Raw genomic sequence first — 23,589 nt, forward strand, 5'->3', positions numbered from 1 at the left:
CGATACGAGCGGGATGAGGAGCAGGCCAGTGATCAAAATTCGAACTCAGCCCGTCGATTTTCCAGGAACTCCTGCCAGCCACCCAACCCTATAAGGCCATAGACTCGATGGGATTGGCTTCGTCCAGGCGAATCGCAGAGATCAGCGCACGTAGTCCGCTGGAGACGTGTCGATGGCTCGGGTAGTAAAGACGTAGGCCAGGATACGCCGGGCACCATTCCGTCAGTACGCGTTCCAGCCGACCGTCTCGTAGCGGTGCCTCAACAAGGTGCTCAGGCACGAAGGCGATTCCCGCGCCATCGATTGCTGCGTCTACCATGAGCGGTTGATCGGTGAGTGTGATCCTCCCAGAGACATTGATCGATTCGGCCGTTCCATGCCGCTCGAACTCCCAGCGATACATGGCGCCGCTGTCGAAGCGGAACCGAATGCAGTCGTGGGCGTGAAGATCTTGTGGAACAGCGGGGCGACCCCGTGCTTTGAAATAACTCGGTGCCGCCACCGCTGCAAATCGTACGTCACCCGTCAAGCGGATCGCTACCATGTCCTGCGGGACGGCCTCTGCGAGGCGTATGCCGGCATCGAACCCGCCGGCCACGATGTCGCTGAGCTTTCCGTCAGACACGATGTCCAAATGTACCAATGGGTGATCGTGCAGGAATCGCATCAGCACAGGCCAGATAACCCAGCGAATCGCGCCCTCGCTGGCATTGATTCGCACCGTTCCGCTGGGCGTTGCGCGGAACTCGTCAACTTCTCGCATTGCTTCGGAGATGGAGGACATTGCAGGACGCAGTTTGACGGCAAGTCGCTCGCCAGCATCCGTCAAAGATACGCTGCGCGTAGTTCTATTGAATAGTCTGACTGCCAGACGCTGCTCTAGAACCTTGATTGAATGGCTGATCGCTGACGGCGTCACGTCGAGTTCGATGGCCGCTCCCCGAAAGCTGCGGTGCGCGGCCACGGCGAGAAACACGCTCAGCGCCAGGAAGTCGCTGGCCCTTGATTGGTGAGCATCTTTCATCTTTATATAAAGAATTGATGGGATTGTTTTGATATTAGGCGATATATAGACTCGCCACAACAGCAACCCAAGGACTCAACATGTCACAGGAAATTTTGATTACCGGCGCCAGTTCTGGCTTTGGCCGCGGTGCCGCTCTCGAGCTTGCGCGTCTCGGCCACAGAGTCGTGGCGACTGCAGAGACTTGGCCGCAGGTACGGACGCTACGCGCCGACGCCGCTGCCGCGGGCGTCACCCTGGAAGTGATCAAGTTGAACCTGCTCGACAAGATCGACATTGCCCGCGCAGGGTCTTTCGACCCGGACGTATTGGTGCTCAACGCCGGTGTAATGGAAGGAGGCTCTGTCGTCGACATCCCGATGCAACGCGTGCGTGAGTCGTTCGACATTAATGTGTTCGGCCATCTGGAACTGGTTCAAGCCATCGCGCCGAAGATGGTGGCCCGCAAGGCAGGCAAGATTGTGTGGACCTCCTCAATGGGGGGCATTTTGGTGGTGCCATTTCTAGGTGCATATTGTGCAACGAAGCACGCCATTGAGGCCATCGCTGGCTCCATGAGGGCCGAGCTTGCGCCCTTTGGTGTCAAGGTCGCGACTGTTAATCCCGGCGTCTTCGGGACTGGCTTCAACGACACGGGCGCAGAGAGCTACGTGCAGTGGTATGACGCCGCCACCGCGATCGTTCCAATGCCCGACTTCAGCGGAAGCTTAGTCGATCAGGCTGATCCGCAGGAGATGGTCGACGCTATGGTGGACATCATTCCCGCCAAGGACCACTTGTATCGAACCATGCGGCCACTCGCGACGATTGATGCGGCCAAGCAATGGCAAGCCACGGAGTGGTCGCAAAATGCCTAATGTCTCGCTGGACAAAGCCTTGCATATTGTGGCGCAAGGGCGCGAGGCCGCCGAAAAAAATGGCTTGAAAGCCGTCTTCGCGATTCTTGATACCGGCGCCAACCTTGTAGCGTTCTCGCGTATGGATGGCGCGTGGCTGGCATCGAACGAGCTGGCTATGGCGAAGGCGCGCACATCAGTGATGTTTCAGATGCCGAGCGAAGTGTTGAACGCGCCGTTGCAGGTGGGCCAGTCTGTGGCACATTTCGACCATATCCATGCGGGCGGTTTGTTGTTGATGGGCGGAGGCCTTCCGTTATTTGATGAAGATGGTGTGCTAGCTGGCGCGCTCGGGGTGTCCGGCGGGACGCCCGAAGAAGACGCTGCTCTGGCGCGTTCAGCCGCCGACTGAAAGGGCACAACTCCGTCCCGTCCGCGATACGCCTGGACGCTACTAACTACTGCGCTTCGACGAAGTTTTAGCGAAATATAGAAAGCACACCATTGATTGAGGGCGATGGGCTCGATTTCTTGAACGAGATTCGGTCTATTTACTCAGCGCTCGCAAGCGCCGCAACGAATATTCGTTGGCGGCGCTTTTCTTTTCAGAGCCTGGCCTTAGTGGTTTATCCTCTGTTTGTGACGGGGAGCTGAGTTTTCACCGTACCCAAAGTGGCGGGCGGGACCAGTGGCGCCAGATAGGCCTTACTCGCTCGATTGGGCGAAGCCCTTCCAATGCACGTACCCAGACGCATTCCGATGACGAATTCGACCTCGCTCATGACACAACACGCACATCTTGTCCGTATCCTGGAAAACCGCTTCGAGGCGCATCACCCCCGTCATCCGAAGGTGAAGTGGGCCAGCGTTTTGGCACGATTGAATGCTCATCCAGCCAAGATAATGACTTTGTCCGAGATGGAACGTACGGGCGGTGAGCCCGACGTGGTTGGTGGACCGGAGCATGATGGCGCCTATCGGTTCTTCGACTGCGTGGCCGAAAGCCCTCAGGGCCGCAGAAGTCTTTGTTATGACGCGGAAGCCTTGGCAGCTCGTAAGGAAAACAAGCCTGCCGGTAGCGCGTGCGAGATAGCTGTCTCCATGGGAGCCTCTCTATTGACCGAGGCGCAGTACCAGGAGTTGCAGCAGTTTGGTGAGTTTGATTTGAAGACATCGAGCTGGCTGGCCACTCCAGCCGAAGTCAGGAAGAACGGTGGTGCCCTGTTTGGAGACCGGCGCTACGGCAGGGTCTTCACTTATCACAACGGCGTTCAGTCTTACTATGCTGCTCGTGGATTTCGGGTCTTGATCAGTATTTGACAGCCACCCAGCTCAAGACGACCTGCTATTGAAAACGCCTGAGGGATTTATGAAAATTGCGATTCTTGACGACTTCCAACGCGCGGTACCTACGCTTGAATGCTACAAGCTGCTCGCGGATCACGAAGTCCACGTCTTCACCGAATCTATGGGCGAAGACGCGCTAGTAGAGGCCTTACGCGGCTTCCAGGCCATTGTGCTCATTCGTGAGCGCACAACCATTTCCGCTGGGCTTCTTAGCCGGTTACCCGATCTAAAGCTCATCTCGCAGACCGGCAAGGTTAGCGGCCATGTGGATGTCGACGCCGCCACCAGCCGAGGCGTTGCGATTGTGGAGGGTGTGGGGGACCCTACCGCTCCCGCTGAGTTGACGTGGGCATTGATCATGGCGGCCTATCGCCGGATTCCCCAGTACGCGCAACAGATGAAGGCTGGCCGCTGGCAACATTCGTCCGATGACGCTCAGTATGACCGCATTGGCCGGACACTCAAAGGCGACACACTGGGTATCTGGGGTTATGGAAAAATCGGTCGCTTGATTGCGAGCTACGGCAAAGTGTTTGGTATGCACGTTCTGGTGTGGGGGCGAGAGCCGAGCCGAGTGCAGGCCGTGCAGGATGGATATCAAGCGGCTGAGACGAAGGAGCAGTTCTTTTCTCAAGCGGATGTCTTAACCCTTCATCTGCGGCTGAATGATGCGACGAAGGGTATCGTGGGCGTGGCCGATCTGGCGTTGATGAAACCTACTTCGTTGCTGGTCAACACGAGCCGAGCTGAATTGGTGGGGCCGGGAGCGCTTCAGCAGGCATTGGCTTCCGGTCGCCCAGGGTACGGCGCGTTTGATGTCTTCGAGACGGAACCCGCAAGCACCGAAGCGCTCGGCTTGCAGGCCGATAACGTGATCGCGACGCCCCACCTTGGCTATGTCGAACAAAAAGGGTACGAGCTCTACTTTGGTTCAGCATTCCGCAACGTCGTTGATTTTTTTGCGGGTACCCCAAAGAACGTTCTGAACCCACAGAGCCTCTCGTCATGAAGAACCATTGACTGACGAAGTGGTTGAGAAGTTGCCAATGGCGCCCTGAAAATCAGGCAAGTGAAGGCAACTTTCAGGCCGTGTGCAATGTCGCTGCTGGAAAGGATTTCATATCTGGCCAGATGTGTTGTGCAGCGTCTAAAAATGCAACGATCAGCGGGTCTCCACGGCGGCTTGAAAGATGAGCGAGGGTCAACGGCATCTGGTCGGGCTCAATGGAAGACAAGGCCAAATAACCCTCTGCCTTTCCGCGCAGGGCAAATTCTTCGCGCATGAGCATCAGGCCAACCCCTTCACGCATCATGGCGTGTGCCAGCGTCGCGTTGTTGAAATGAATCATGGCGTTGACCTTCAGCCCACGAGCAGCAAAGATGCGATCCTGGATGATCGCGCCCGCCATGTCGTTGCTGGAAGGGACAACCCAGGGCAAATCCGCTAACTCTGCCATGTCAGATGCGCCCTCGAGCATGTCTTTCCAGGCTATGGGGCCCGCAATCCTGAAGCGTACGTTCTGAAGGAGATGGTATTGAAAATCCGGATGGGTGGGCTGTGCCAGACTCAGGCCAACGTCCAGCTCGCCATTCTCCAGGCCTTGCCGGACACCTGACGAGGGTCTGGCATCCAGATGCATGTCTATCAAGGAATGCTCTCTGCGCAGCCTTGCAGCTACTTCAGCTATGCGGGTGGAGGAAGGGTCTCCGCTGACGCCTATAGCCAAACTGCCTTTCACTTCACCGCGCAACTCGCGCGCAAAGGCTGTAAACACGGCAGCTTCGTTCAAAAGCGCCTTGGCCTTGGGAAACAAGTGTTGACCTGATTCGGTTAGCTCGAGACGGCGATTGGCGCGTATAAATAGCTGCGTATCGAGCCGCTCCTCAATGGCCTTGACATGCGCACTGGCCGACGACTGACTCATATTCAGTCGCTCGGCACCTCTTGTTAGGTGGCGTTCTTCAGCGACGACCACAAAAGTTCGAAGCTGCAGTAGATCAACGGGCAGGGTGCTCATGAAAAATTCTACCCTCGTAACGCTGCATGGATGGTAAAAGGCCGATAGATCGTAAAAGCAGCATACAACGATCGGAAAAAGCGCGTAGACCACACGGCGCTAGATAAATACACTCGCTAAAGCCTATTCGGCTTGAGCGTGTATTCAGGGTCCCGTGGCGGCGAGAGGCGAGTGGATCGCGCAGCGAACTGTAAGTTGTAAGGAGATTCTCGCTCCAGTATCCGTTCGGGCCGAGCCTGTCGAAGCCTTGCACAACGCTTCGACAGGCTCAGCCCAAACGGTTGGTTGTGAGTCCTACCGCATTTAAAACAGAATGAAAAGCTGTTCATTGAGAGCCGTTAGAGCAAGCTCGCCAATCAACACCAATGGTCACGACCGGGTTAAACACCGTGGTTTGTGACCAGATCCCTGGACCAAGGCCACGCACGGAAAGCTGGCTTGATATCGCTCATAGCCTTCTGAACGTGCCCCTATCGTTGAGACAAGACCTGTGAAAAAACTTCTTGAAGAAAAAACTGCCCTGGTGACTGGTGGAGGCTCCGGCATTGGCCGGGCGACCTCCCTGGCATTTGCGCGTGAGGGGGCATCTGTCTGCGTTGTCGATAGGAACATCGAGGCGGCCCAGGAAACAGTAGACGAAATCCGGCGACAGAACGGCAGAGCTCTCGCGGTACGGGCAGATGTAGCGGTTGAGAAAGACGTCAAGGCCATGATCTCTGAAGCGGCGGACGAATTCGGGCATGTGGACTGCTATTTCAACAATGCGGGCATAGGAACCGTGGAGTCAAACAGCCGTGGCAAGTCGCTCGCGCAACTAGATCTTGCGGATTGGCAGCGAATGCTGGATGTGAATCTGACGGGTGTTTTCCTTTGCATGAAATACGAATTACTGGCGATGGGCGAGAGAGGGGGGAGCATCGTCAACAACGCGTCCATTGGCGGCCTGCAGGCCCTTCGAAACGCTGCTGCGTACACCGCAACCAAGCATGGCGTGATAGGGCTGACCAAGAGCGCGGCCATCGAGTATGGAGACGTCAACGTCAGAGTCAATGCGGTATGCCCCGGCCACATATTGACGCCGCTCATCATGAAATCGTCCAACCTTAACCCGGACCTACCCCGTATGAATCCGATGAATCGTCTGGGAACGATGGAAGAAATCGCTGAACTGGTGGTCTGGCTGAGTTCTTCGAGAGCGTCCTTCAGCAATGGAGCCGTATTCGTGGCAGACGGTGGGCGCCTGGCTGCAGCCTGACGGTTCGGAAAATCCGCATAAATCCATTGAAAAAACGGCATGGACCTGATGAGCCCGCTCTTCTAGACTGCGACTTCGCGTAGTGAAATAACAGGAGACAACATGCCAACAAGAAGAATTTTTCTACAGCAGTCCGGTGTATCTGCACTCGCTTTCCCAGCAATTGCAAAGGCGCAGAATTCCAAGCGGCAGATGACCCTGGTGGTCCCCTATCCGCCGGGGGGCTCTAACGATGTCATTGGGCGTGTCATTGCCCAAGGTCTGGCGGCCCAATTGGGTGAATCGGTGGTCGTTGAAAACCGTGCTGGTGCCAACGGCACCATTGGGGCTCAATATGTGGCTCAAGCCCCTGCGGATGGCCGAACGCTTCTGTATTCACAGGGCAACCTGCTGATCAATCAGGAATTCATGATGAGAAACGGATTCAAGGTTCTTGAGTCCTTGGCCCCGGTGGCGAGAACCTGCTTCATACCCAGCATCATCTCGACGTCTGTCAATTTTCCAGCCAACAACTTGCGTGAGTTGATTGAGTTGGCTAAGAAAGCTCCTGGAAAATATTCATTCGTCTACTACGGTGATTTGGGAATCACGGCATTGACCAGTGCGGCGAAAATTGAGCTTCTGCGCATTCCCTACAAAGGTGGCAGTGCGGTCACCGACGTGATCGCCGGAACGGTGGATTTGATGACCAATTCGTTCACAGCCGGACTCCCTTTGGTGCGGGGTGGAAAGTTGAAAATCATGGCCGTCAACGCCGAGAGTCGTTTGGCGGAATTCCCGGATGTGCCCACTATCAAGGAAGTCCTGCCAGGATATCTTGAGGTGGACTACCAGGGGATTTTTGCACCCAAGAATACGCCGCGAACGGAGTTGGCCGCACTGGAAGAACAGGTGCTCAAACTATTGGCGAAACCGGAAATGAGGCAAGCCATCAGCGAGCGAAATGCGGTGCCCAACCCTATGCCATCCAAAGAGCTTGTCGCTTTCATGATGGATGACCGGGCTCGGATCTCCAAAACGATCGCAGCCGCAGGCATTCAAGCCGAATAGAAACGCGGGCGCGATGGGTGATACGGATGTCTTTGAACTCATCTGAGTTGCCCGGTCCAGCGCCCCCCAAAAACTCAGCGGAGAAATCTTCAATGGAACGTTCTTTCGGACGTGCCAGTGGAATACCTATTCCTCAATGCAAAGAGAACCGCTCCTTGCTTTAGGAAACCACTAGATTAGATGGAAATTGTTGAAATGATTGAAAAGTCCAAGGCTGCTGAAGAGAGCCCAGCGCCAGAGGTTGATGTCGATGCCCTGATTGTCGGTGCCGGTTTTGCAGGCTTGCTGGCCCTCTATAAGTTGAGGCAAGCCGGATTCACTGTACTTGCGCTGGAAGCCTCGGAGAGTATTGGGGGCGTATGGAATTGGAATCGTTACCCCGGCGCGAGATGCGATGTTGAAAGCATGCAGTATTCGTACTCGTTTTCAGAGGAGCTTCAGCAAACGTGGGAATGGAGTGAACGCTATGCCACCCAACCCGAGATCTTGCGCTATATAGAACACGTGGCTGATCGATTCGATCTGAACCGGCATATTCAGCTCAACACCAGAGTCGTCTCGGCTACCTACCAGGCGCATGAAAACGCCTGGCAAATTCAAACGAACGAAGGCCAAGAAATCAGGGCCCGTTTCTGCATCATGGCGACCGGTTGCCTGTCCGCCGCCAGAATGCCAGAGTTTCCTGGCAAGGAAAAATTCAAGGGCGACATCCTGCATACCGGCCATTGGCCCAAGTCTGGATACGACTTCACCGGTAAAAATGTCGCAGTCATAGGTACCGGTTCGTCTGGCATTCAGGCCATTCCCATGATTGCCAAGACTGCCAACAGTCTGACAGTGCTGCAACGCACGGCTACCTACAGTGTCCCCGCGAGAAATCGCATGCTGGATGAAACTGAAAAGAGGGCGTGGAAGGAAAATTACGCTCAGCTACGAGAGACAGCTCGGTACGCGCCATCGGGAACTCTCTACGAGTTTGGCGAGAGGAAGGCAGAAGAGACGCCGCTCCAGGATCAAACGGACGAGTTCGAAAAGCGATGGGCAAAGGGTGGGCCCGGGTTTCTGCGTGCGTTCAGCGACATATCTTCCAGTCAGATCGCCAACAAAGCCGCAGGGGATTTCATCCGCGCCAAGATTGCCGACATCGTGAAGGATCCTGAGAAACGAAGCTTGCTCACACCGGCGACCACGTTGCCTGTTGGATCAAAAAGAATCTGCGTCGATACGGGTTACTTCGAAACCTTCAACCGCGAAAACGTAGATCTCATTGATATCCGCAATGACCCGATCAAGGGCATTGAAGAGAACGGCCTCTCGACAAAGAAGAGAAAGCTCGACCTTGACTGCATTGTTTTTGCCACGGGGTTCGATGTGATTGTGGGCTCGTTGATGAAAATTGACATCAAGGGCCTTGCGGGAAGAACACTCAGGGAGAAGTGGAAGAACGGGCCGGGAACCTACCTGGGTCTGATGGTAGCGGGATTCCCCAATTTATTTCTGGTAACCGGGCCGGGCAGCCCATCCGTATTGACCAACATGATGGTCTCTATTGAGCAGCATATCGAATGGATCACGGCTTGCGTGGAGTCCATGCGGCGACAAGGAAATGACTACATTGATCCAGACGAAGCGGCAGAGTCCAAGTGGATGGACGATGCGAATAGTCTCGCGGAGACCATGCCATTCTTGCGTGCCAACTCCTGGTACATGGCGTCGCCTGAAAGCGGCTCGTCGCCCAGGAGATTCATGCTCTATTCCGGCGGTGTCGGTAAATATCGTGAAATCTGTGAGCAAGTCGCCCAGCAAAACTACCCTGGCTTCAACATTGGTGCCCGGCATGTCGTCTGTGATGTCCCCGCGGAGCTGTCGTGAGCCTTGCCATGAACCCTATGAATACGGACTCATTTGCCGGCAAGCATGTGTTGATCACAGGTTCAGTCGGTGGAATCGGGCACGCGACTGCCGAAAGGTTTGATGCGCTCGGTGCCACCCTGATTCTGATGGATCAGGATGAGCAGGGGTTGATGAAACAAGCTCAAACCTTGAGGGCGCCTGCTGCCTATTACGCTTTTGACATTGCAGATGAAAATCGCCTGGATGCTGCTTTCGCCGACATCAACACCAGATTCGGTCGGTTGGACGCCGCATTTTTGAATGCGGGAACGGTGGGCAAGGTGTCGCCCATCGTAGATCAGTCCCTGGATACCTTTGATCGGGTGATGGCGGTCAATCTCAGGAGCGTCTTTGTTTGCCTGAAGCATTCTATGCGCATCATGCAAGCAGGCGCTGGGGGCTCCATTGTGATTACCTCGTCCACTGGTGGGGTGCGGGGGAGCGTTGGCTTGTCGCCCTATGTGGCAAGCAAACATGCAGTCATAGGCTTGATGAAAAGTGCCGCTTTGGAGGGCGCCAAGCACGGGATTCGCGTGAACACCGTCAACCCGGGAACCATAGACACCGCGATGATCCGGGAGATTGAGGAAAACTCTGGCGTGGCTTCAGACATCCGGGCGAGAAACGTCTCTGGAATTCCGCTCAAACGATATGGTTCTCCAGCCGAGGTGGCTCAGTTGGTGACGTTCCTGGCCAGTGACCAAGCCTCGTTTATCACCGGTGCCAGCTATCTCATTGACGGTGGTGTGATGGCCGGTAGAAGCCCTTGAGCGGTTTGGTTGACCTCAACGCGTGGTTTACGTTCCCTTTCCATTCAAGCTCATTCAAGATGAAAATCGATCCACTCGCCACAGGCATTCAGCAGGTTTGTATGGTCGTCGAAAATTGTGACGAAACGATCAGGAATTTTGTAGAAAAATCGGGGATTGGGCCTTGGGCGGTATGGACCTATGGCCCGCACAATTTGAGCAATATGCGGGTCAGGGGTGTTGAAACGCCTTACAGCATGCGGCTGGCGATCGCGTGGACTAAAGGGTTTAGGTGGGAGGTCATCCAGCCGCTGGAAGGCAGGTCCATCTACCGCGAATTTCTGGAAGAGCATGGTGAAGGTGTCCACCACGTCTTGATTGATTACGATGGCCGGGATTTCGATGCTGCGGTGGAGGAGTTCCGCAAGAGAGGCTGTCCTCCCTTGATGGAAGGGCGAATGAAGGAGCGGGATATTGACTTCGTTTACGTGCAGACCGATGGCCCGCTGAAGGTGGTGATGGAGTTGAGCCGCCACGGACCAGGCTCCAAAAGGGTCCCGCCTGACTATTGGTTTCCTTATCCCTTGCCCGATTTCCCATCTGAGCCAGTCAGACGTCTGGGTGCATAGATCGCGTAAGCCTGCAGGTGGCGCCGCTCACAGTGGCTCCAGGAGAGAGGCACATTTGTGCCTCCAGCCGTCTACATCACGCGTGGCTCTTCAACAGCCTGCCACAGGCCCCGCACATAGCCGCTGCTGAACGCAGCGCACGCCTCGGGAGAGGGGTAAAAATCAAAGGGTTCGATCGACACCCAGCCCGCATAGCCCCCATCGCGCAAGGCTTGCAGCACCGGTGCGACCGACGTGTCTCCCTGACCGGGACCACGCCGATTGCGGTCATTCAACTGCACATGGGCAATGTGCCCTAGCGCCAGATGGTGTCGCAGTACTTGCTCGGGTGCTTGCGCCTCTGCTTGCTCGCTGGCGCCCAGATCAAGCATGGTGCGCAGTGCGGGCGAGCCTACGGCATCTACGATGGCGGCGGCCTGTGCCAGTGTGTTGACCACTGGGGTGGTGGCTGGTGCCAGTGGCTCGATGCAATAGATCAAGCCTGCGGTGCTCGCGCGTTCAGCCAGTGAAGCCCACAGATCTGCTGCGCGCGCGGTTGCATCGTCCACCGACTGACCGGGCTCGGGTGCTCGCTGGCGCGGTGATCCATGCACCAGCACTTGCGCACCGCATGCGGCACCTATCTCAATCATGCGTTCCAGAAAGCCAAAAGTGCGGCGGCGCACCTGTTCATTGGTGGTGGTGATCGACATGCCTTCCGGACGCGCTAGCAGCCAGTGCAAGCCGCAGATCAGCAGTCCGTGATCGGCCGCCGTTCGGGCCCATGCTTGCGCGGTGGCGGGCTCGATAGTCGCTGGATCGGGCGCCAGGGTGAAAGGCGCAATCTCCAGGCCTTGGTAACCCAACGAAGCGGCCAGCGCGCATTGTTGCTCGAAGGGCAGATGGGCCAGCACTTCGTTGCAAATCGCGAGCTTCATGCAACCCACCCAGCGGGGCGTGCCTGACGCCAGGGGCGTGCACGTTCAAACCCGCGTGCAGTTTGAAGCACCAGCAGATCGGCGTGGGCCGGACCCACGATCTGCAGGCCCACGGGCAGGCCTGCGCGAGTGAAACCACAGGGCACGCTGGCCGCAGGTTGTCGTGTGAAATTAAAGGGCGAAGTGAAGGGGTACCACTCGGGGGAGTCCGCGTAGCCGGGCGGCTGGCTCAGCTCGGCCGAAAAAGGTGCCACCGCCACCGTCGGTGTGAGCAGCAAATCGTAGGACTGATGAAACGCGTTCATGCGCGCGCCAAAAGCCGCGCGCTGCGTTTCGATCGCGAGATGATCCGTCACTGACACCGTGTTCCGGCTGTGCCGGATAGTGCGCACTATGCGCTCGTCCATCAGCGACAGGCGGTCTTCGTCGAACGACTGGAATGCGAAATGGGTCAGCGCGTCCTTGAAACGTTCGATCAGGGGGAGGGGATTTTCGAACACGGTGTCTACCGTGATGACTTGCGCGCCCAGTTCACGGAACACCGAGGCGGCCCGCTCACACATGGCTTGAACCTCGGGGTCTACTCGCGCATAGCCCAGCGTGGGACTCCACGCTACGCGAAGTCCATCGAGTGGACGTTCTAGCGACGTGTGATATGGCACCGGGTCGTGGGGGAGGGCACTCCAGTCACGTGGATCGGCTTCGCTGACCACGGTCATCATCAGCGCTGCGTCTTCTACGGTGCGGCTCATCGGGCCGATGCTGGCCAAGCTGGCGTAGGGGGTTGGCGGGTAGGCGGGTACACGGCCCCCGCTGGGCTTGAAACCGAAAACGCCGCAAAAACTGGAAGGCACCCGGATGGATCCTCCCGCATCAGTCGCCACGGCCAATGGTCCGATGCCCGCCGCCACAGCGGCTCCTGCGCCACCGCTGCTTCCACCTGGCGTGTACCCAGAGCCCCAAGGGCTGCGTGTGACACCAGTCAGCGGGCTGCGCGTCACTGCGCCTACAGCGAACTCCGGCGTGGTGGTCTTGCCGAACAGCACTGCACCATGTTCGCGCAGCCGCGCCACCGAGGGGGCATCCTCCAGCCAAGCTTGCGTTGGAGACACTGTGCGCGAGCCGCGCAGCGTAGGCCAGTTTTTTGTGAAAACGATGTCTTTAACGGAGACCGGTACGCCATCGAGCAGTCCCATGGGTTCGTTGCGTTGCCATCGTTGTTCGGAGGCTGCTGCAGCTTCAAGTGCTGCGGGCGCATCCAGCAGGCAAAAAGCATTCAGCGAGGTCTGAGAGCGTTCGGCGCGATCCAGTATGCAGCGCGTCACCTCCACCGGCGACAGCCTGTGGGAGCGGTACTGGGCTATCAACTCACCCGCAGACAACCATGGCAGGGCGGCGCTGTCGATGGCACTCGAATCATCGGGCATGGGTTTCTTTCAGGATATCGGGCCAACGAGAAGGGGGTGACGGTGGGAGCTTGTCCCAATCTGGCTCGGCGGCGCAGGCAAAGCCAGAGCAGTCCAGAGAGCTCAGCTGCACCACCCCTCCGCTCAGATTCAATCGCGCGACGTGCTCACCGTTGGGCAGAGTGTCGAACCGATAGAGATCAGGGTGGGCTTGCACGAAGCGGCGCTGTTCTGCTTCAGGGCGCCCACGCATGCCATCTACAAAATGGTGGGCGTTCTTTTCTACATGGCCTAGGCCTAATAAGCTCACCAGCGCAAGATCCTGTTGCAGAGAAATGCCCGGGAGCGTGGTCAGATCCTCGGCCGACATGAAGAGCTTGCCTGGCAAGTCAGCCGCGTTACGCACTTCACAACGAGCCCGGTTGATGAGCGATTTGTAGAGCCCTTTGCAAATCTTGCTGGACACCCCACGGTAGCCCAATGCAATGGCTGCCGGAAACGCCTGCAAATCTACATCGGACTCGTCGATGATCACCGGGCATATGGCGTCTATGGGCTTCACGCTTGACTGCAGGGCCACATGCCGGGCCAAAGGTTGTTCGATCCACAGTAGCGATTGACAGAAGCGACGCAGGCCGGGAGCCTTGGACATGGCGGACAAGAATTCCACGACGGGTTCGACGGCATGGAACTGCTCGTTGCCATCAAGAGTCACGTAGTAGGCCTGCGGCAGGGTGTCCAGCACCGCAGCGATGGCCTCGAGTCGCTCCAGGTCTGGCTTCAATTGCCCGCCGACTTTGATCTTGAAATAGCGCTGCCGGTAGGTCGCGACTACGGCCTCCAAGGTTTCCGGGAGGCCATCGTTTACCGCGCTGCCAGGCGCCTGATCAAGAGGCGTGATGGCATCAACCAACCCGACCGTGTGGCGTAGAAGAAGCTCTCGCTGCGGCGACAAGGTGCTGAGAAAACGACCAAGATCTGTGCCCGCCAGATCGCTCGCCCACTGCGTGGTCTGCATGCCCACCAGATTGCTCTGCATCAACGCCCAGAACGGCTGGCCTTGCAACTTGCCCAAGGCACCGATGACGCAGCGGTCCAGTAGCGCCGCGCCATAGCCTGCGATCAGTGGCCCCAGCGAGTGGCGACTGGCCTCTTCGATCAGGCTGCCGTGGGCCGCCATGGCGTGGCCAAACGCGGTGTTCTCCCCTTGGGCGGTGTAGTGCCGCACGGCGGACTCGATGGCCCAGCGCAATTGGTCGTGGTTGTCGTCGTCAGAGAGGCTGGGATTCTTGTCGAACCACTTCGCGCTCAAAGACTCGGCCGCGCATCCCCAGGCACTGCGCCCGCCGATTGACACCCGGGCGCGCAGCACCACCTGCCGACCATGGGTTTTGGTGACGCTACCAAAGCGGAAGGGTAAGCGCAGGCGATACGGCCACTCCCGTACCTCCACCTCGTGCACGCGCAGCCGGATTTCAGGGTTCATGTGCGTTTCCTTCGTGGGCGGAAATGACTTGCCCGAAATTCAACCAGATGGTTTCTTTTGTGCCGATACTGGCGGCATAATCGCCTTGAATGGCAACCCAACGCAACGTCAAACGCGAACCTTCCGCCCGGCGCACGGTCGACTCCCGCAAGGCGGATGCCGACCCGGCGTCGGCCAAGAACGCTATCCTCGCTGCCGCGCGGCAGGAGTTCTCGAGCAAGGGCGCCGCTGGCGCCCGGGTCAATGAGATTGCAGAGCGCTCCGGGGTTAACAAGCAGCTGATCTATTACTACTTCGGTAATAAGGAAGGTCTCTACGCTGCTGCTCTGGAGGCTGTATACAGCGACATCCGTGAGCTGGAGAAGAGCCTGCATCTTGAGGAGGAGGAACCTGAATCGGCTATGCGCTCGCTGGTGTCCTTCTCGTTTGACTACCTGGCCCTGCACCCCGAATTCATCGGTATGCTCAATCACGAGAACGCGATCGGTGCGCAGCACGTCCAGGCCTCTAAAACCATACAGGGCATGAACTCCCCGCTGATTGAGCTGATCCGCCTGGCGCTGAAACGCGGTGTGGCCCAGCAGAAGTTTCGCAAGGGAATCGATCCCTTGAACCTCTACATCTCCATTGCGGGGATGTCCTATTTCTTTTTCTCCAACCGCGCCACCTTGTCTTCGAACTTCGGACGAGATCTTTCGAGCAAGGAAGTGGAGGAGGCCTACCGCAAGCATGTGGTGGAGTTTGCGATCGCCGGCTTGAGGCCCTGAGAAACTCGGCGCAGCGCTTTGGCTGACCATCACGACACCGTTTGCGGCATGGTTTCCAGGTTCTTCTGGGTCAAGTCGTTGTAGAGCTCGAGTGTCATGCGGCCCAGCTCGGGCGAGACGCGCGTGGCCACCGTCCGCGGCCGGGGCATCTGCACTGGCTTGATGGAGGCCACACGGCCTGGACGCGGCGACATCACCACAACCCGGTCTGACAGGAAGCATGCTTCGGGAATCGAATGCGTCACGAAGATCACGGTCTTGCGCTCTGCACCGCCTTCGTTGATGCGCTGTTCGCCCCAGATGCGCAGTAACTCCAAGTTCATTTCATCGCGCGTCATGGCATCCAGCGCGCCGAAGGGTTCGTCCATCAGCAAGATGGGTGGGTCCAGGATCAACGCTCGGCACAGCGAAGCCCGCTGCTGCATGCCTCCAGACAACTCTCCAGGTCGTTTCTTGGCGAAGTCGGCGAGGCCCACGAGTTTGAGCAGGTCGTGTGCACGGTCGCGGTAGTCGGCCGGCTTCAGCCCGTACAACTCTGTGGGCAGCAGAACGTTGTCCAGAACAGTGCGCCACTTCAGCATGATGGCAGTCTGAAACACCATGCCGACCTTTGGAATCGGTTTAACCACAGGCGCGCCGTCCACGACGATGCGGCCCCCCGTCACTGGCCGCAGCCCCGCAATGCACCGCAGCAGTGTGGACTTTCCACAGCCGCTGGGCCCGACCAGTGAAACAAACTCCCCCCGGTTGATCGACAGGTTGATGCCTCGCAGGGCTTCCACGGGGCCGCTGTCAGCCTGGTAGACCATGTGGACGTCATCGATCTCGATGAAGGGGGACGGGGTGCTCGTGTGGTTCATTTGACGGACAGAGGCAGCGCAACCTTGGGCAGGAGCTTGTTGGTGTAGACGGTGGTGCAATCAACTTTACGGGCTAGTCCCATGTAGGTGTTGGCGATGTCGGTGGATTCGCACATTTTCTTTTCGTCTATCCAGCCCAGTCCGTTGTCTTTGTACCGCTGGGTGCGCATGAGGTCGATGCCCATGGCCATGTTGCGACGGACATAAGCCACATCTAGCTCTGGCACGCGCTTTTTGTAGATCTCCAGCGAAGGCTCACGCTCTGCCATGACATCGCTCCAGCCGGTGTATGCGGCTTGCAGAAACTTACGGATGGCTTCAGGTCGTTCGGCCAGCGTCTTCTCGCTCACCACGAAAGCCATGCTGTACATGTTGTACCCAAACTTCGCCCAGGGCATTTCCACCACGTCGTCAGCGCCCATAGCCTTTTCGTAGTTCGGCTTGCCGGTGATGAAGTCGGCCACGCCATCCACGCGCTTGGCAGCGAGCGCCGCTACCTTGGCTGTGGGTTCGATGTTGATCCAGGTGACCGAGGCAGGGTCAATACCGTTCTTGCGCGCGAACGCAGGCCAAGCCATGCGCTGGCCATCGCCCGGAGGCGCGCCAATTGATTTGCCGACCATGTCTTTCGGTTCGCGCAATGGTGCGTCCTTACGGCTGAAGATGTTCTGCGGTGTCTCGTCGAAAATCATGCCGACGATCTTCACCTTGGCACCACGCGCAATGGCTGCCAGCACCACTGAGGTGTCGGCAATGGCCACATCCGCCCGATCGGTGTCGGCCTTGGCCAGGGCGTCACCCGAACCTTTGGAGTTTTCGATGGACACGACCAGGCCGTGCTTGTCAAAGTAACCTTTTTCCTGGGCTACGTAATAGGCGCCGTGGTCGCCGGTAGGGAACCAGTTGATCGCGAGCTTGAGCGGTGTCTTGGCCGTTTGTGCCGCTGCCGATGCACCTATCAAGGGCAAGAGGGATGAAAGGGCCAGTGCTAGCCAACGCATCGTGAACCGGGGTTTGACAAGGTCTTTCAAGAGATCTCCTTCGGGGTGGGTTTGGAACGCGAGAAGTTCAGCGGCCGCCGTCGATCGCCCAGGGTGCGAGCACACGGGCTAACAGGGAAACGATGCCAAAGAGGGACAGGCCAATGACTGAGACGAATGCAATGGCAGCAAAGGCCACCGGCGTATTCATGCTGCTTTGCGAAGTGATGATCACGTAGCCGAGTCCGGCTTGAGAAGCCACAAACTCGCCCAGGATCGCACCCACCACGGCGGAGGTGGCTGTGATCTTGAGCGCACTCAGGATGTACGGATAGGCATTGGGAATGCGGATCTTCACGAATACTCGCCACTTGGGCGCGTTGAACACGCGGCCTAGATCAAGCATGTCCTGATCAATCTGGCTCAAGCCTGCAGCGGTGTTGATCACGACCGAGAAGAAGCCGATCAAGGCGCCTATCAAGAGGTTGGGCACGATGCCGTAGCCGAACCACAGCAGGATGAGTGGGGCGATCGCCACCTTGGGCAAGGTGTTGACGAACACTAGGAACGGCATCAATGCGCGCGCTGCGGTGTCGGACCATGCGATGGCGGTGCCCAGCAGAACACCCACTACCGCCGCCAACATGAAGCCGCCCACCACCTCAGTGGCTGTGACCAGCATATGACGACCCCAAGGGATATCGCTGCTGGTGATGGCGTTCAGTACGGAGGCAGGGCTTGGCAGGATGTACTCACGCACGCCGAACACGCTCACTACCAACTGCCAGGCCAGGAGCAGGAAAGCGAATATCAAAACGGTGGGCATGTACCGCTTGCCCATCTTCAACGACCAGTTCATTTGCTTTTCTCCTGTTCGGCTCGTTCAGCTTTTCAGAGGTGGCGCCATGCGACACCCTCAGAAGACCAAGGCTCGTTCCTCGACCCTGAAAGCCAGTTTATGAGGCCGATTATCAAAAGTCAACTATTTAGTTGAAATTTGGGTCTAGTGGCTTTCCCGGGGGCAAAGCGCTGAACCTGTTGAGAGAACCGGGGCTAGAATGAAACATCAACTGTATGGTTGATTTTTGAGAGACACCATGAAAATCGATGAACACCTGGGCGCACGAGGTGCGCTCGTGATGGCGGCGGTCGCGGAGTTCTCCCGCAAGGGATTTGCTGGCGCCCGCGTGGATGAGATCGCCAAGGAAGCAGGCGTCAACAAGCAACTGGTCTACCACTACTTCGGGAGCAAGCAGGATCTGTACGAAGCTGCGTTGGAAAAGGTTTACACCGAAATTCGCGACAGGGAGCGCACCTTATCGCTGGATGCGCTGGAGCCCCGCGAGGCGATGGAGAAGCTGGTTGGATTTTCGTTCGACCACCTGCAACAACACCCCGAGTTCATTGCGCTGCTGGCGGATGAGAACCGCCATTTGGGCAGTCACGTGAAGACTTCCAAGCGCTTCAGGAAGATGCATTCCCCACTGATCGACATGATGGGCACCACATTGGCGCGTGGGGTGCGCAGCGGGGTCTTCCGACCCCATAGCGACCCGATCCAGGTCTACATCTCGATTGCCGCCTTGTCCTATTTCTACTTCTCCAACAACCACACGCTGTCAGCCATCTTCAGCAAGTCTTTGCTTACGCGCGCGGCGTTGGCTGCACGCAGAAGCCATGTGGTCATGTTCGCAATGCACGCCTTGTGCATCGAACCGCTTCACGAGAATTCGAGGATCACATGCTGAGCGTGCTGGAGGTATTCAAAATTGGCATTGGTCCTTCCAGTTCCCACACGGTGGGGCCCATGCGCGCTGCTCACCAGTTCGCGCTGGCGCTTTCCCGCGAGCATGTGTTGATGCAGACGGACCATGTTCGTGTGGAGCTGCACGGCTCTCTCGGTGCTACGGGCAAGGGGCATGGCTCCGGTAAAGCGGTGCTGTTGGGCCTGGAAGGCGAAGAACCCGATCGTGTGGACACGGGCCGGGTGGATGCACGGATCGAAGAGATCACCCGGGACCAGAAAATCCTTGTCCTGGGAAAGCACGCGGTGCGGTTCGTGGCTTCTCAGCACCTGACCTACCATCGCAAGTCACTGCCGTTTCATCCCAATGGCATGAAATTCTTTGCCTGCACTCATGATGGCGAGGTGCTGCTGCAGCGAGACTACTACTCGGTTGGCGGCGGGTTCGTGACCGAAGGCGCTACGCCACACACCATGGCAACCCATGCACCATGCCCGTACCCGTTTCGCACTGGCGCCGAGTTGCTGGCGCTGTGCCGACAACTTGGTTCCGGTATCAGCGATCTAGTACGCACTAATGAGGCTGCACTGCGCGCACCGAAGGACACCCGTCTATCGGTTACCGGGATCTGGGAGGTCATGCAGGCCTGCGTGCGCGCGGGTTGCGCGAATGAAGGTGTTCTACCGGGCCCGCTCCGGGTGAGACGCCGCGCGCCAGATTTGTGGCGCCAACTCCAAGGTGAAGGCACTTCCAAATCGACCGATGTGCTGGCCGCGCTGGACTGGGTGAGCTTGTACGCCCTGGCCGTTAACGAAGAGAATGCCGCTGGCGGGCGCGTGGTGACCGCGCCCACCAATGGGGCTGCCGGCATTGTGCCCGCCGTCCTGCATTACTACATACGATTCGTACCCGGTGCAGACCTTGAGGGAGTCGAACGATTTTTCTTTACGGCCACGGCCATCGCGCAGTTGTACAAAGAAAACGCTTCTTTGTCAGGTGCGGAAGTGGGTTGCCAAGGCGAGGTCGGAGTTGCCTGCTCCATGGCGGCCGCAGGGCTGGCGGAGGTGCTTGGTGCATCGCCTGCACAGGTGGAGAACGCCGCAGAGATCGGCATGGAACACAACCTGGGCCTCACCTGTGACCCGGTGGGTGGGCGGGTCCAGATGCCATGCATTGAGCGCAACTCCATGGGGGCCGTGAAAGCCATTCACGCCGCCCGCATGGCATTGCGCGGCGATGGTCAGCATTTCGTCTCGCTGGATCAAGTCATCAAGACCATGCGCGAGACCGGCGCTGACATGAAGACACGATACAAGGAGACCTCCCGAGGAGGTCTCGCGGTCAATGTCATCGAGTGCTGAAGCTGCTCTTCATTTGCTCCGTCATGTGCTCCAACACACGCCATTCTGAAAAATCAACTATTTGGTTGACATCGATGAATGTCGCTTCTATCATGCCGACACGTCAGCTTTCTTAGCCATATCCATGAACTCGAATACCACGTTTTCCGGACCCCTCCTCGACGAGATGCCGTTTCCTGTAGCCTTCGAAAGTGAAGAAGCTCTGGAGAATTACCTGGCTACACCATCGAGGGCGTTGTTGCGTCATATGGAGGCTGTGGATGGTGACCTCATGATCCTGGGCGTTGGAGGCAAGATGGGCCCCACGCTGGCGCGCCTGGCGCGCAACGCCATGCCAGGGCGGCGTGTGATCGCGGTGGCCCGATTCAGCGAGCCGGGTATGCGCGAGTCCTTGGAGTCGCAAGGCATCGAAACCATTGCTTGCGATCTGTTGGACCCAGCCGCTATCGCCGCGTTGCCCGCATGCCGCAATGTGGTGTTCATGGCCGGTCGCAAGTTCGGTGCCGATGCCAACCACGCGCTGACCTGGGCTATGAACACTCATGTCCCAGCTATGGTCGCGCAAGCCTTCCCGGCTTCGCGCATCGTGGTGTTCTCCACGGCTTGCGTTTATCCCTTTGTACCGGTCAACAGCCAGGGGGCGGGAGAGCAGTTGCCTCCAGACCCGCCCGGTGAGTACGCGAACTCATGCGTTGGTCGAGAGCGCATGTTCGAATACTTCTCTCAGCAACACGGCACCCCGGGGCGCTTGTTCCGGCTGAGCTACGCCATCGATTTGCGCTATGGCGTGCTGGCTGACGTGGCGAACAAGGTTTGGCAGGGCGAGCCCGTTGATGTGACGATGGGGCACGTCAACGTCATCTGGCAAGGAGATGCGAATGCCCAGGCCTTGCGCTGTCTGGCGGAGGCCACGGTGCCTACCTCACCCATCAACATCAGCGGCCCGGAGACCACCTCCATCCGTTGGCTCGCAGAGGAATTTGCGCGGCGTTTCAATAAGCCCGCACAGATCACGGGTGAAGAAGCACCTACCGCGTGGCTGATGAACACCGGGCAGGCTGAGGGTCTCTTTGGCTACCCTCACGTGCCATTGCAGCGCCAGATCGGCTGGGTTGCGGATTGGGTTTCGCGCGCACAGCGCTCGTTCGGCAAGCCGACCAAGTTCGAAGCCCGCGATGGCAAATACTGAGCCCAACGCGCTGTCAAGCGACCACTTGGCCGAGAGGCTTGCCGCGTTGACCCCTGGCGATCTCGATATGCTCAACCGCTTGGTAATGGAGAGCCATTGGAATCAGTTGCCCGCTGACTGGCACTTCTTCTTCGAGCATGGTCATGTGCTGGTGGTGCGTAACGCGGAGTCCCGCATCATCGCCAGCGGTGCGGTGCTACCCATGGACGCCGATACAAATGGCCACCGCGTGGCGTGGATCAGCATGATCCTGGTCTTGCCGGAGGTTCGTGGGCAGGGCCTGGGACGACGCGTGTTCGAAGCCTGCCTGCGCAGCGCGCAAGCGGCGGACTACTTGCCCATGCTTGATGCAACGCCCCAAGGCGAACCGCTGTACACCCAATTCGGTTTTGTGCCGCTCTCGCACATTACTCGGTGGCGGCGTGAAGCGAGAGGTGCTCGCGCTTCCAGCGCACCTGCGCCGCAGGCAGACTTGGATCAGTTTGTGGCGTTGGATGCCCGTGCGCTGGGCTTTGGCAGGAGCGCGCTGATCAATAGCCTTCAAGGCCGGCCTACAACGCATTGTGTGAGCAGCTCGCACGGCTTCACGCTGGTTCGCGCGGGCCGCACCGCACATCACATTGGTCCTTTGCTTGCTGAGGACGAAGGCCGTGCGCTCGAGTTGCTCCAGCAGGCGGTAGATGCCTTGGAAACCCCCGTACTGATCGATGCACCACAACAACGACCGGTGCTCACAGCGGCTCTTCAGGCGGCGGGCTTTGTGCCTCAACGTGACTTTACGCGGATGGCCTGGGTTCCGCCCGGGCGAACCTTGCCGCAAGGCCAACCTCATTTCATTCACGCCATCGCCGGCCCCGAGTTCGCCTGACGAGCGAAACATGCCATGCCCGGCCGGCCCCGCGCCCCACTGTGCTCAAGGATTGATGCCATGCCATTGAAACGCTCCGACCTCCCGACCGCTGTCCTCGATCTGTTGTCGAACGGCACGGTCATTCCAGCCCATCCGCTGGCACTCGATGAAAATCGCGTATTCGATCGTCGCCGCCAACGTGCGCTGACGCGCTACTACATCGACTCAGGTGTGGGCGGCCTGGCGGTGGGGGTACACACCACTCAGTTTGCCATCCGCGAACGTGGACTGTATGAAACGGTGCTGCGTTGCGCCGCAGAAGACCGACAAGCGTGGTCCGATCGTCCGATGGTCATGGTCGCAGGCCTGTGTGGCGACACACCGCAAGCCGTGGCAGAGGCTCGTACCGCGGTGGGATTGGGCTATCACGCCGGCCTCCTGAGCCTGGCGGCGTTGGCTGACCGCTCCGAAGACGAGCTCATCGCGCACTGTGAAGCTGTGGCTGAAGAGATGCCTATCGTCGGCTTCTACCTGCAAACGGTGGTGGGTGGGCCCGTGGTCACCAGTGATTTCTGGCGCCGTTTTGCACTCATTCCCAACGCACTGGCCATCAAGGTGGCACCGTTCAATCGCTACCGGTCGATGGATGTGGTGCGCGGTGTGGTTGATGCGGGCGCGGAGGATCGCGTCTTTCTGTATACCGGCAACGATGACCATATCGTTTTAGATCTCACCTTGCCGTTTACGGCGATGCGCAACGGACGCGCCGTCACTGTGCGCTTTAGAGGGGGGTTGTTGGGGCATTGGTCGGTTTGGACCGCCAGCGCCGTGCAGCAATTTGCCCGCATTCAGCAGGCTTTATCCCAGCAGCCTGATGGCGTGAGCAACGAACTTCTGGCACTCGATGCCCGCGTCACCGACTGCAACTCTGCCTTTTTCGACGTAAAAAACAACTTCCATGGTTGCATCGCAGGCTGTCACGAAGTGCTTCGCCGCCAAGGACTGCTCGAAGGCATCTGGTGCCTGGACCCCGAAGAAGGGCTTGGAAATGGCCAGTTGAATGAAATTGACCGTGTCTACCTTCAGCACGGTGACCTGAGTGACGACAGCTTTGTTCAGAAAAACCTGGCGCGCTGGTTGACCTGATTCGGTAGCGCTCAGGTTGTCGGTGCTTGCCGAGAAGTCGCTCAATCAACAGTATTCAACGCACGCGCAGCGCACCCCCGA

General features: G+C 58.2%; 23 protein-coding genes. 15 read left to right on the forward strand and 8 right to left on the reverse strand.

Features of this window, described 5'->3' with window-relative positions; all coding sequences use genetic code 11:
* Positions 1 to 88: 88 nt before the first annotated feature.
* On the reverse strand, positions 89 to 1,024 hold the full coding sequence (locus tag G518_RS0110085) for a LysR family transcriptional regulator (RefSeq protein WP_028602432.1): 936 nt from the start codon (positions 1,022 to 1,024) through the stop codon (positions 89 to 91).
* An 80-nt stretch (positions 1,025 to 1,104) separates the two neighbouring features.
* Here G518_RS0110085 and G518_RS0110090 point away from each other — a divergent pair, with 80 nt between their 5' ends.
* From G518_RS0110090 to G518_RS0110105, 4 genes are all read left to right on the forward strand, one after another.
* A complete protein-coding gene (locus G518_RS0110090) occupies positions 1,105 to 1,881 on the forward strand; it encodes an SDR family oxidoreductase (protein ID WP_028602433.1) in 777 nt (258 codons plus the stop codon).
* The gene (locus G518_RS0110095) at positions 1,874 to 2,272 is read left to right on the forward strand and encodes a GlcG/HbpS family heme-binding protein (protein WP_028602434.1); all 399 of its coding nucleotides are present in this window, start codon (positions 1,874 to 1,876) and stop codon (positions 2,270 to 2,272) included. The genes G518_RS0110090 and G518_RS0110095 overlap by 8 nt, the downstream gene beginning before the upstream one ends.
* Before the next feature lie 347 nt (positions 2,273 to 2,619).
* The gene (locus G518_RS0110100; RefSeq protein WP_028602435.1) at positions 2,620 to 3,180 is read left to right on the forward strand and encodes a DUF4256 domain-containing protein; all 561 of its coding nucleotides are present in this window, start codon (positions 2,620 to 2,622) and stop codon (positions 3,178 to 3,180) included.
* 49 nt (positions 3,181 to 3,229) lie between these two features.
* Positions 3,230 to 4,216, forward strand: coding sequence for a D-2-hydroxyacid dehydrogenase family protein (locus tag G518_RS0110105; RefSeq protein WP_028602436.1), 987 nt, complete (start codon positions 3,230 to 3,232; stop codon positions 4,214 to 4,216).
* A 73-nt stretch (positions 4,217 to 4,289) separates the two neighbouring features.
* Here G518_RS0110105 and G518_RS0110110 read toward each other — a convergent pair whose 3' ends face one another.
* Positions 4,290 to 5,225 carry a LysR family transcriptional regulator gene (locus G518_RS0110110; RefSeq protein ID WP_084651650.1) on the reverse strand — a complete coding sequence of 312 codons (936 nt, stop codon included), beginning with the start codon at positions 5,223 to 5,225 and terminating at the stop codon, positions 4,290 to 4,292.
* 490 nt (positions 5,226 to 5,715) lie between these two features.
* Between G518_RS0110110 and G518_RS0110115 the strand changes: the two genes are divergently transcribed.
* The 5 genes from G518_RS0110115 (at position 5,716) to G518_RS0110135 (ending at position 10,801) form a co-directional block, all read left to right on the forward strand.
* Positions 5,716 to 6,480 (forward strand): SDR family NAD(P)-dependent oxidoreductase, encoded by a 765-nt coding sequence (locus G518_RS0110115; protein ID WP_028602438.1) that lies wholly within the window; start codon positions 5,716 to 5,718, stop codon positions 6,478 to 6,480.
* A 102-nt stretch (positions 6,481 to 6,582) separates the two neighbouring features.
* On the forward strand, positions 6,583 to 7,530 hold the full coding sequence (locus G518_RS0110120; RefSeq protein WP_084651652.1) for a Bug family tripartite tricarboxylate transporter substrate binding protein: 948 nt from the start codon (positions 6,583 to 6,585) through the stop codon (positions 7,528 to 7,530).
* 195 nt (positions 7,531 to 7,725) lie between these two features.
* Complete coding sequence (locus G518_RS34590; protein ID WP_051236406.1) at positions 7,726 to 9,402, forward strand: flavin-containing monooxygenase; 1,677 nt, start codon at positions 7,726 to 7,728, stop codon at positions 9,400 to 9,402.
* 17 nt (positions 9,403 to 9,419) lie between these two features.
* A complete protein-coding gene (locus tag G518_RS0110130) occupies positions 9,420 to 10,193 on the forward strand; it encodes an SDR family NAD(P)-dependent oxidoreductase (RefSeq protein WP_028602440.1) in 774 nt (257 codons plus the stop codon).
* Between the two features lie 59 nt (positions 10,194 to 10,252).
* Complete coding sequence (locus tag G518_RS0110135) at positions 10,253 to 10,801, forward strand: VOC family protein (RefSeq protein WP_028602441.1); 549 nt, start codon at positions 10,253 to 10,255, stop codon at positions 10,799 to 10,801.
* A gap of 71 nt (positions 10,802 to 10,872) precedes the next feature.
* Here the strand turns inward: G518_RS0110135 and G518_RS0110140 are convergent, their stop codons facing one another.
* The 3 genes from G518_RS0110140 to G518_RS0110150 are packed head-to-tail and all read right to left on the reverse strand — an operon-like array spanning position 10,873 to position 14,610.
* The gene (locus G518_RS0110140; protein WP_028602442.1) at positions 10,873 to 11,718 is read right to left on the reverse strand and encodes a sugar phosphate isomerase/epimerase family protein; all 846 of its coding nucleotides are present in this window, start codon (positions 11,716 to 11,718) and stop codon (positions 10,873 to 10,875) included.
* Positions 11,715 to 13,145: an amidase gene (locus G518_RS0110145; RefSeq protein ID WP_051236341.1), complete on the reverse strand. Its 1,431-nt coding sequence runs from the start codon at positions 13,143 to 13,145 to the stop codon at positions 11,715 to 11,717. The genes G518_RS0110140 and G518_RS0110145 overlap by 4 nt, the downstream gene beginning before the upstream one ends.
* Positions 13,135 to 14,610, reverse strand: coding sequence for an enolase-like domain-containing protein (locus G518_RS0110150; RefSeq protein WP_028602444.1), 1,476 nt, complete (start codon positions 14,608 to 14,610; stop codon positions 13,135 to 13,137). Before G518_RS0110150 ends, G518_RS0110145 begins: the two co-directional genes overlap by 11 nt.
* An 89-nt stretch (positions 14,611 to 14,699) precedes the next feature.
* Here G518_RS0110150 and G518_RS0110155 point away from each other — a divergent pair, with 89 nt between their 5' ends.
* The gene (locus G518_RS0110155) at positions 14,700 to 15,377 is read left to right on the forward strand and encodes a TetR/AcrR family transcriptional regulator (protein WP_028602445.1); all 678 of its coding nucleotides are present in this window, start codon (positions 14,700 to 14,702) and stop codon (positions 15,375 to 15,377) included.
* A gap of 29 nt (positions 15,378 to 15,406) precedes the next feature.
* On the opposite strand, the gene G518_RS0110160 is transcribed toward G518_RS0110155, so the two are convergent.
* Genes G518_RS0110160 through G518_RS0110170 form a run of 3 tightly spaced genes read right to left on the reverse strand, consistent with a single transcriptional unit; the run spans position 15,407 to position 18,076 of the window.
* A complete protein-coding gene (locus G518_RS0110160) occupies positions 15,407 to 16,237 on the reverse strand; it encodes an ABC transporter ATP-binding protein (protein WP_245597940.1) in 831 nt (276 codons plus the stop codon).
* Positions 16,234 to 17,268, reverse strand: coding sequence for an ABC transporter substrate-binding protein (locus G518_RS0110165; RefSeq protein WP_245597941.1), 1,035 nt, complete (start codon positions 17,266 to 17,268; stop codon positions 16,234 to 16,236). Before G518_RS0110165 ends, G518_RS0110160 begins: the two co-directional genes overlap by 4 nt.
* Positions 17,269 to 17,305: 37 nt before the next feature.
* A complete protein-coding gene (locus tag G518_RS0110170; protein WP_051236343.1) occupies positions 17,306 to 18,076 on the reverse strand; it encodes an ABC transporter permease in 771 nt (256 codons plus the stop codon).
* Positions 18,077 to 18,314: 238 nt separating this feature from the next.
* On the opposite strand from G518_RS0110170, the gene G518_RS34595 reads away from it, so the two are divergent.
* From G518_RS34595 to G518_RS0110195, 5 genes are all read left to right on the forward strand, one after another.
* Complete coding sequence (locus tag G518_RS34595) at positions 18,315 to 18,965, forward strand: TetR/AcrR family transcriptional regulator (protein ID WP_051236345.1); 651 nt, start codon at positions 18,315 to 18,317, stop codon at positions 18,963 to 18,965.
* On the forward strand, positions 18,959 to 20,323 hold the full coding sequence (locus G518_RS0110180; protein WP_028602449.1) for an L-serine ammonia-lyase: 1,365 nt from the start codon (positions 18,959 to 18,961) through the stop codon (positions 20,321 to 20,323). Before G518_RS34595 ends, G518_RS0110180 begins: the two co-directional genes overlap by 7 nt.
* 124 nt (positions 20,324 to 20,447) lie before the next feature.
* Positions 20,448 to 21,512, forward strand: a complete 1,065-nt coding sequence (locus G518_RS0110185; RefSeq protein WP_084651679.1) for an NAD-dependent epimerase/dehydratase family protein — start codon at positions 20,448 to 20,450, stop codon at positions 21,510 to 21,512.
* Positions 21,499 to 22,380 (forward strand): GNAT family N-acetyltransferase, encoded by an 882-nt coding sequence (locus G518_RS0110190; RefSeq protein ID WP_028602451.1) that lies wholly within the window; start codon positions 21,499 to 21,501, stop codon positions 22,378 to 22,380. The genes G518_RS0110185 and G518_RS0110190 overlap by 14 nt, the downstream gene beginning before the upstream one ends.
* 60 nt (positions 22,381 to 22,440) lie before the next feature.
* Positions 22,441 to 23,508, forward strand: coding sequence for a dihydrodipicolinate synthase family protein (locus G518_RS0110195; RefSeq protein WP_028602452.1), 1,068 nt, complete (start codon positions 22,441 to 22,443; stop codon positions 23,506 to 23,508).
* Positions 23,509 to 23,589: the final 81 nt, after the last annotated feature.

This window comes from Ottowia thiooxydans DSM 14619 (assembly GCF_000422885.1).
In the GTDB taxonomy this organism is placed as follows: domain Bacteria; phylum Pseudomonadota; class Gammaproteobacteria; order Burkholderiales; family Burkholderiaceae_C; genus Ottowia; species Ottowia thiooxydans.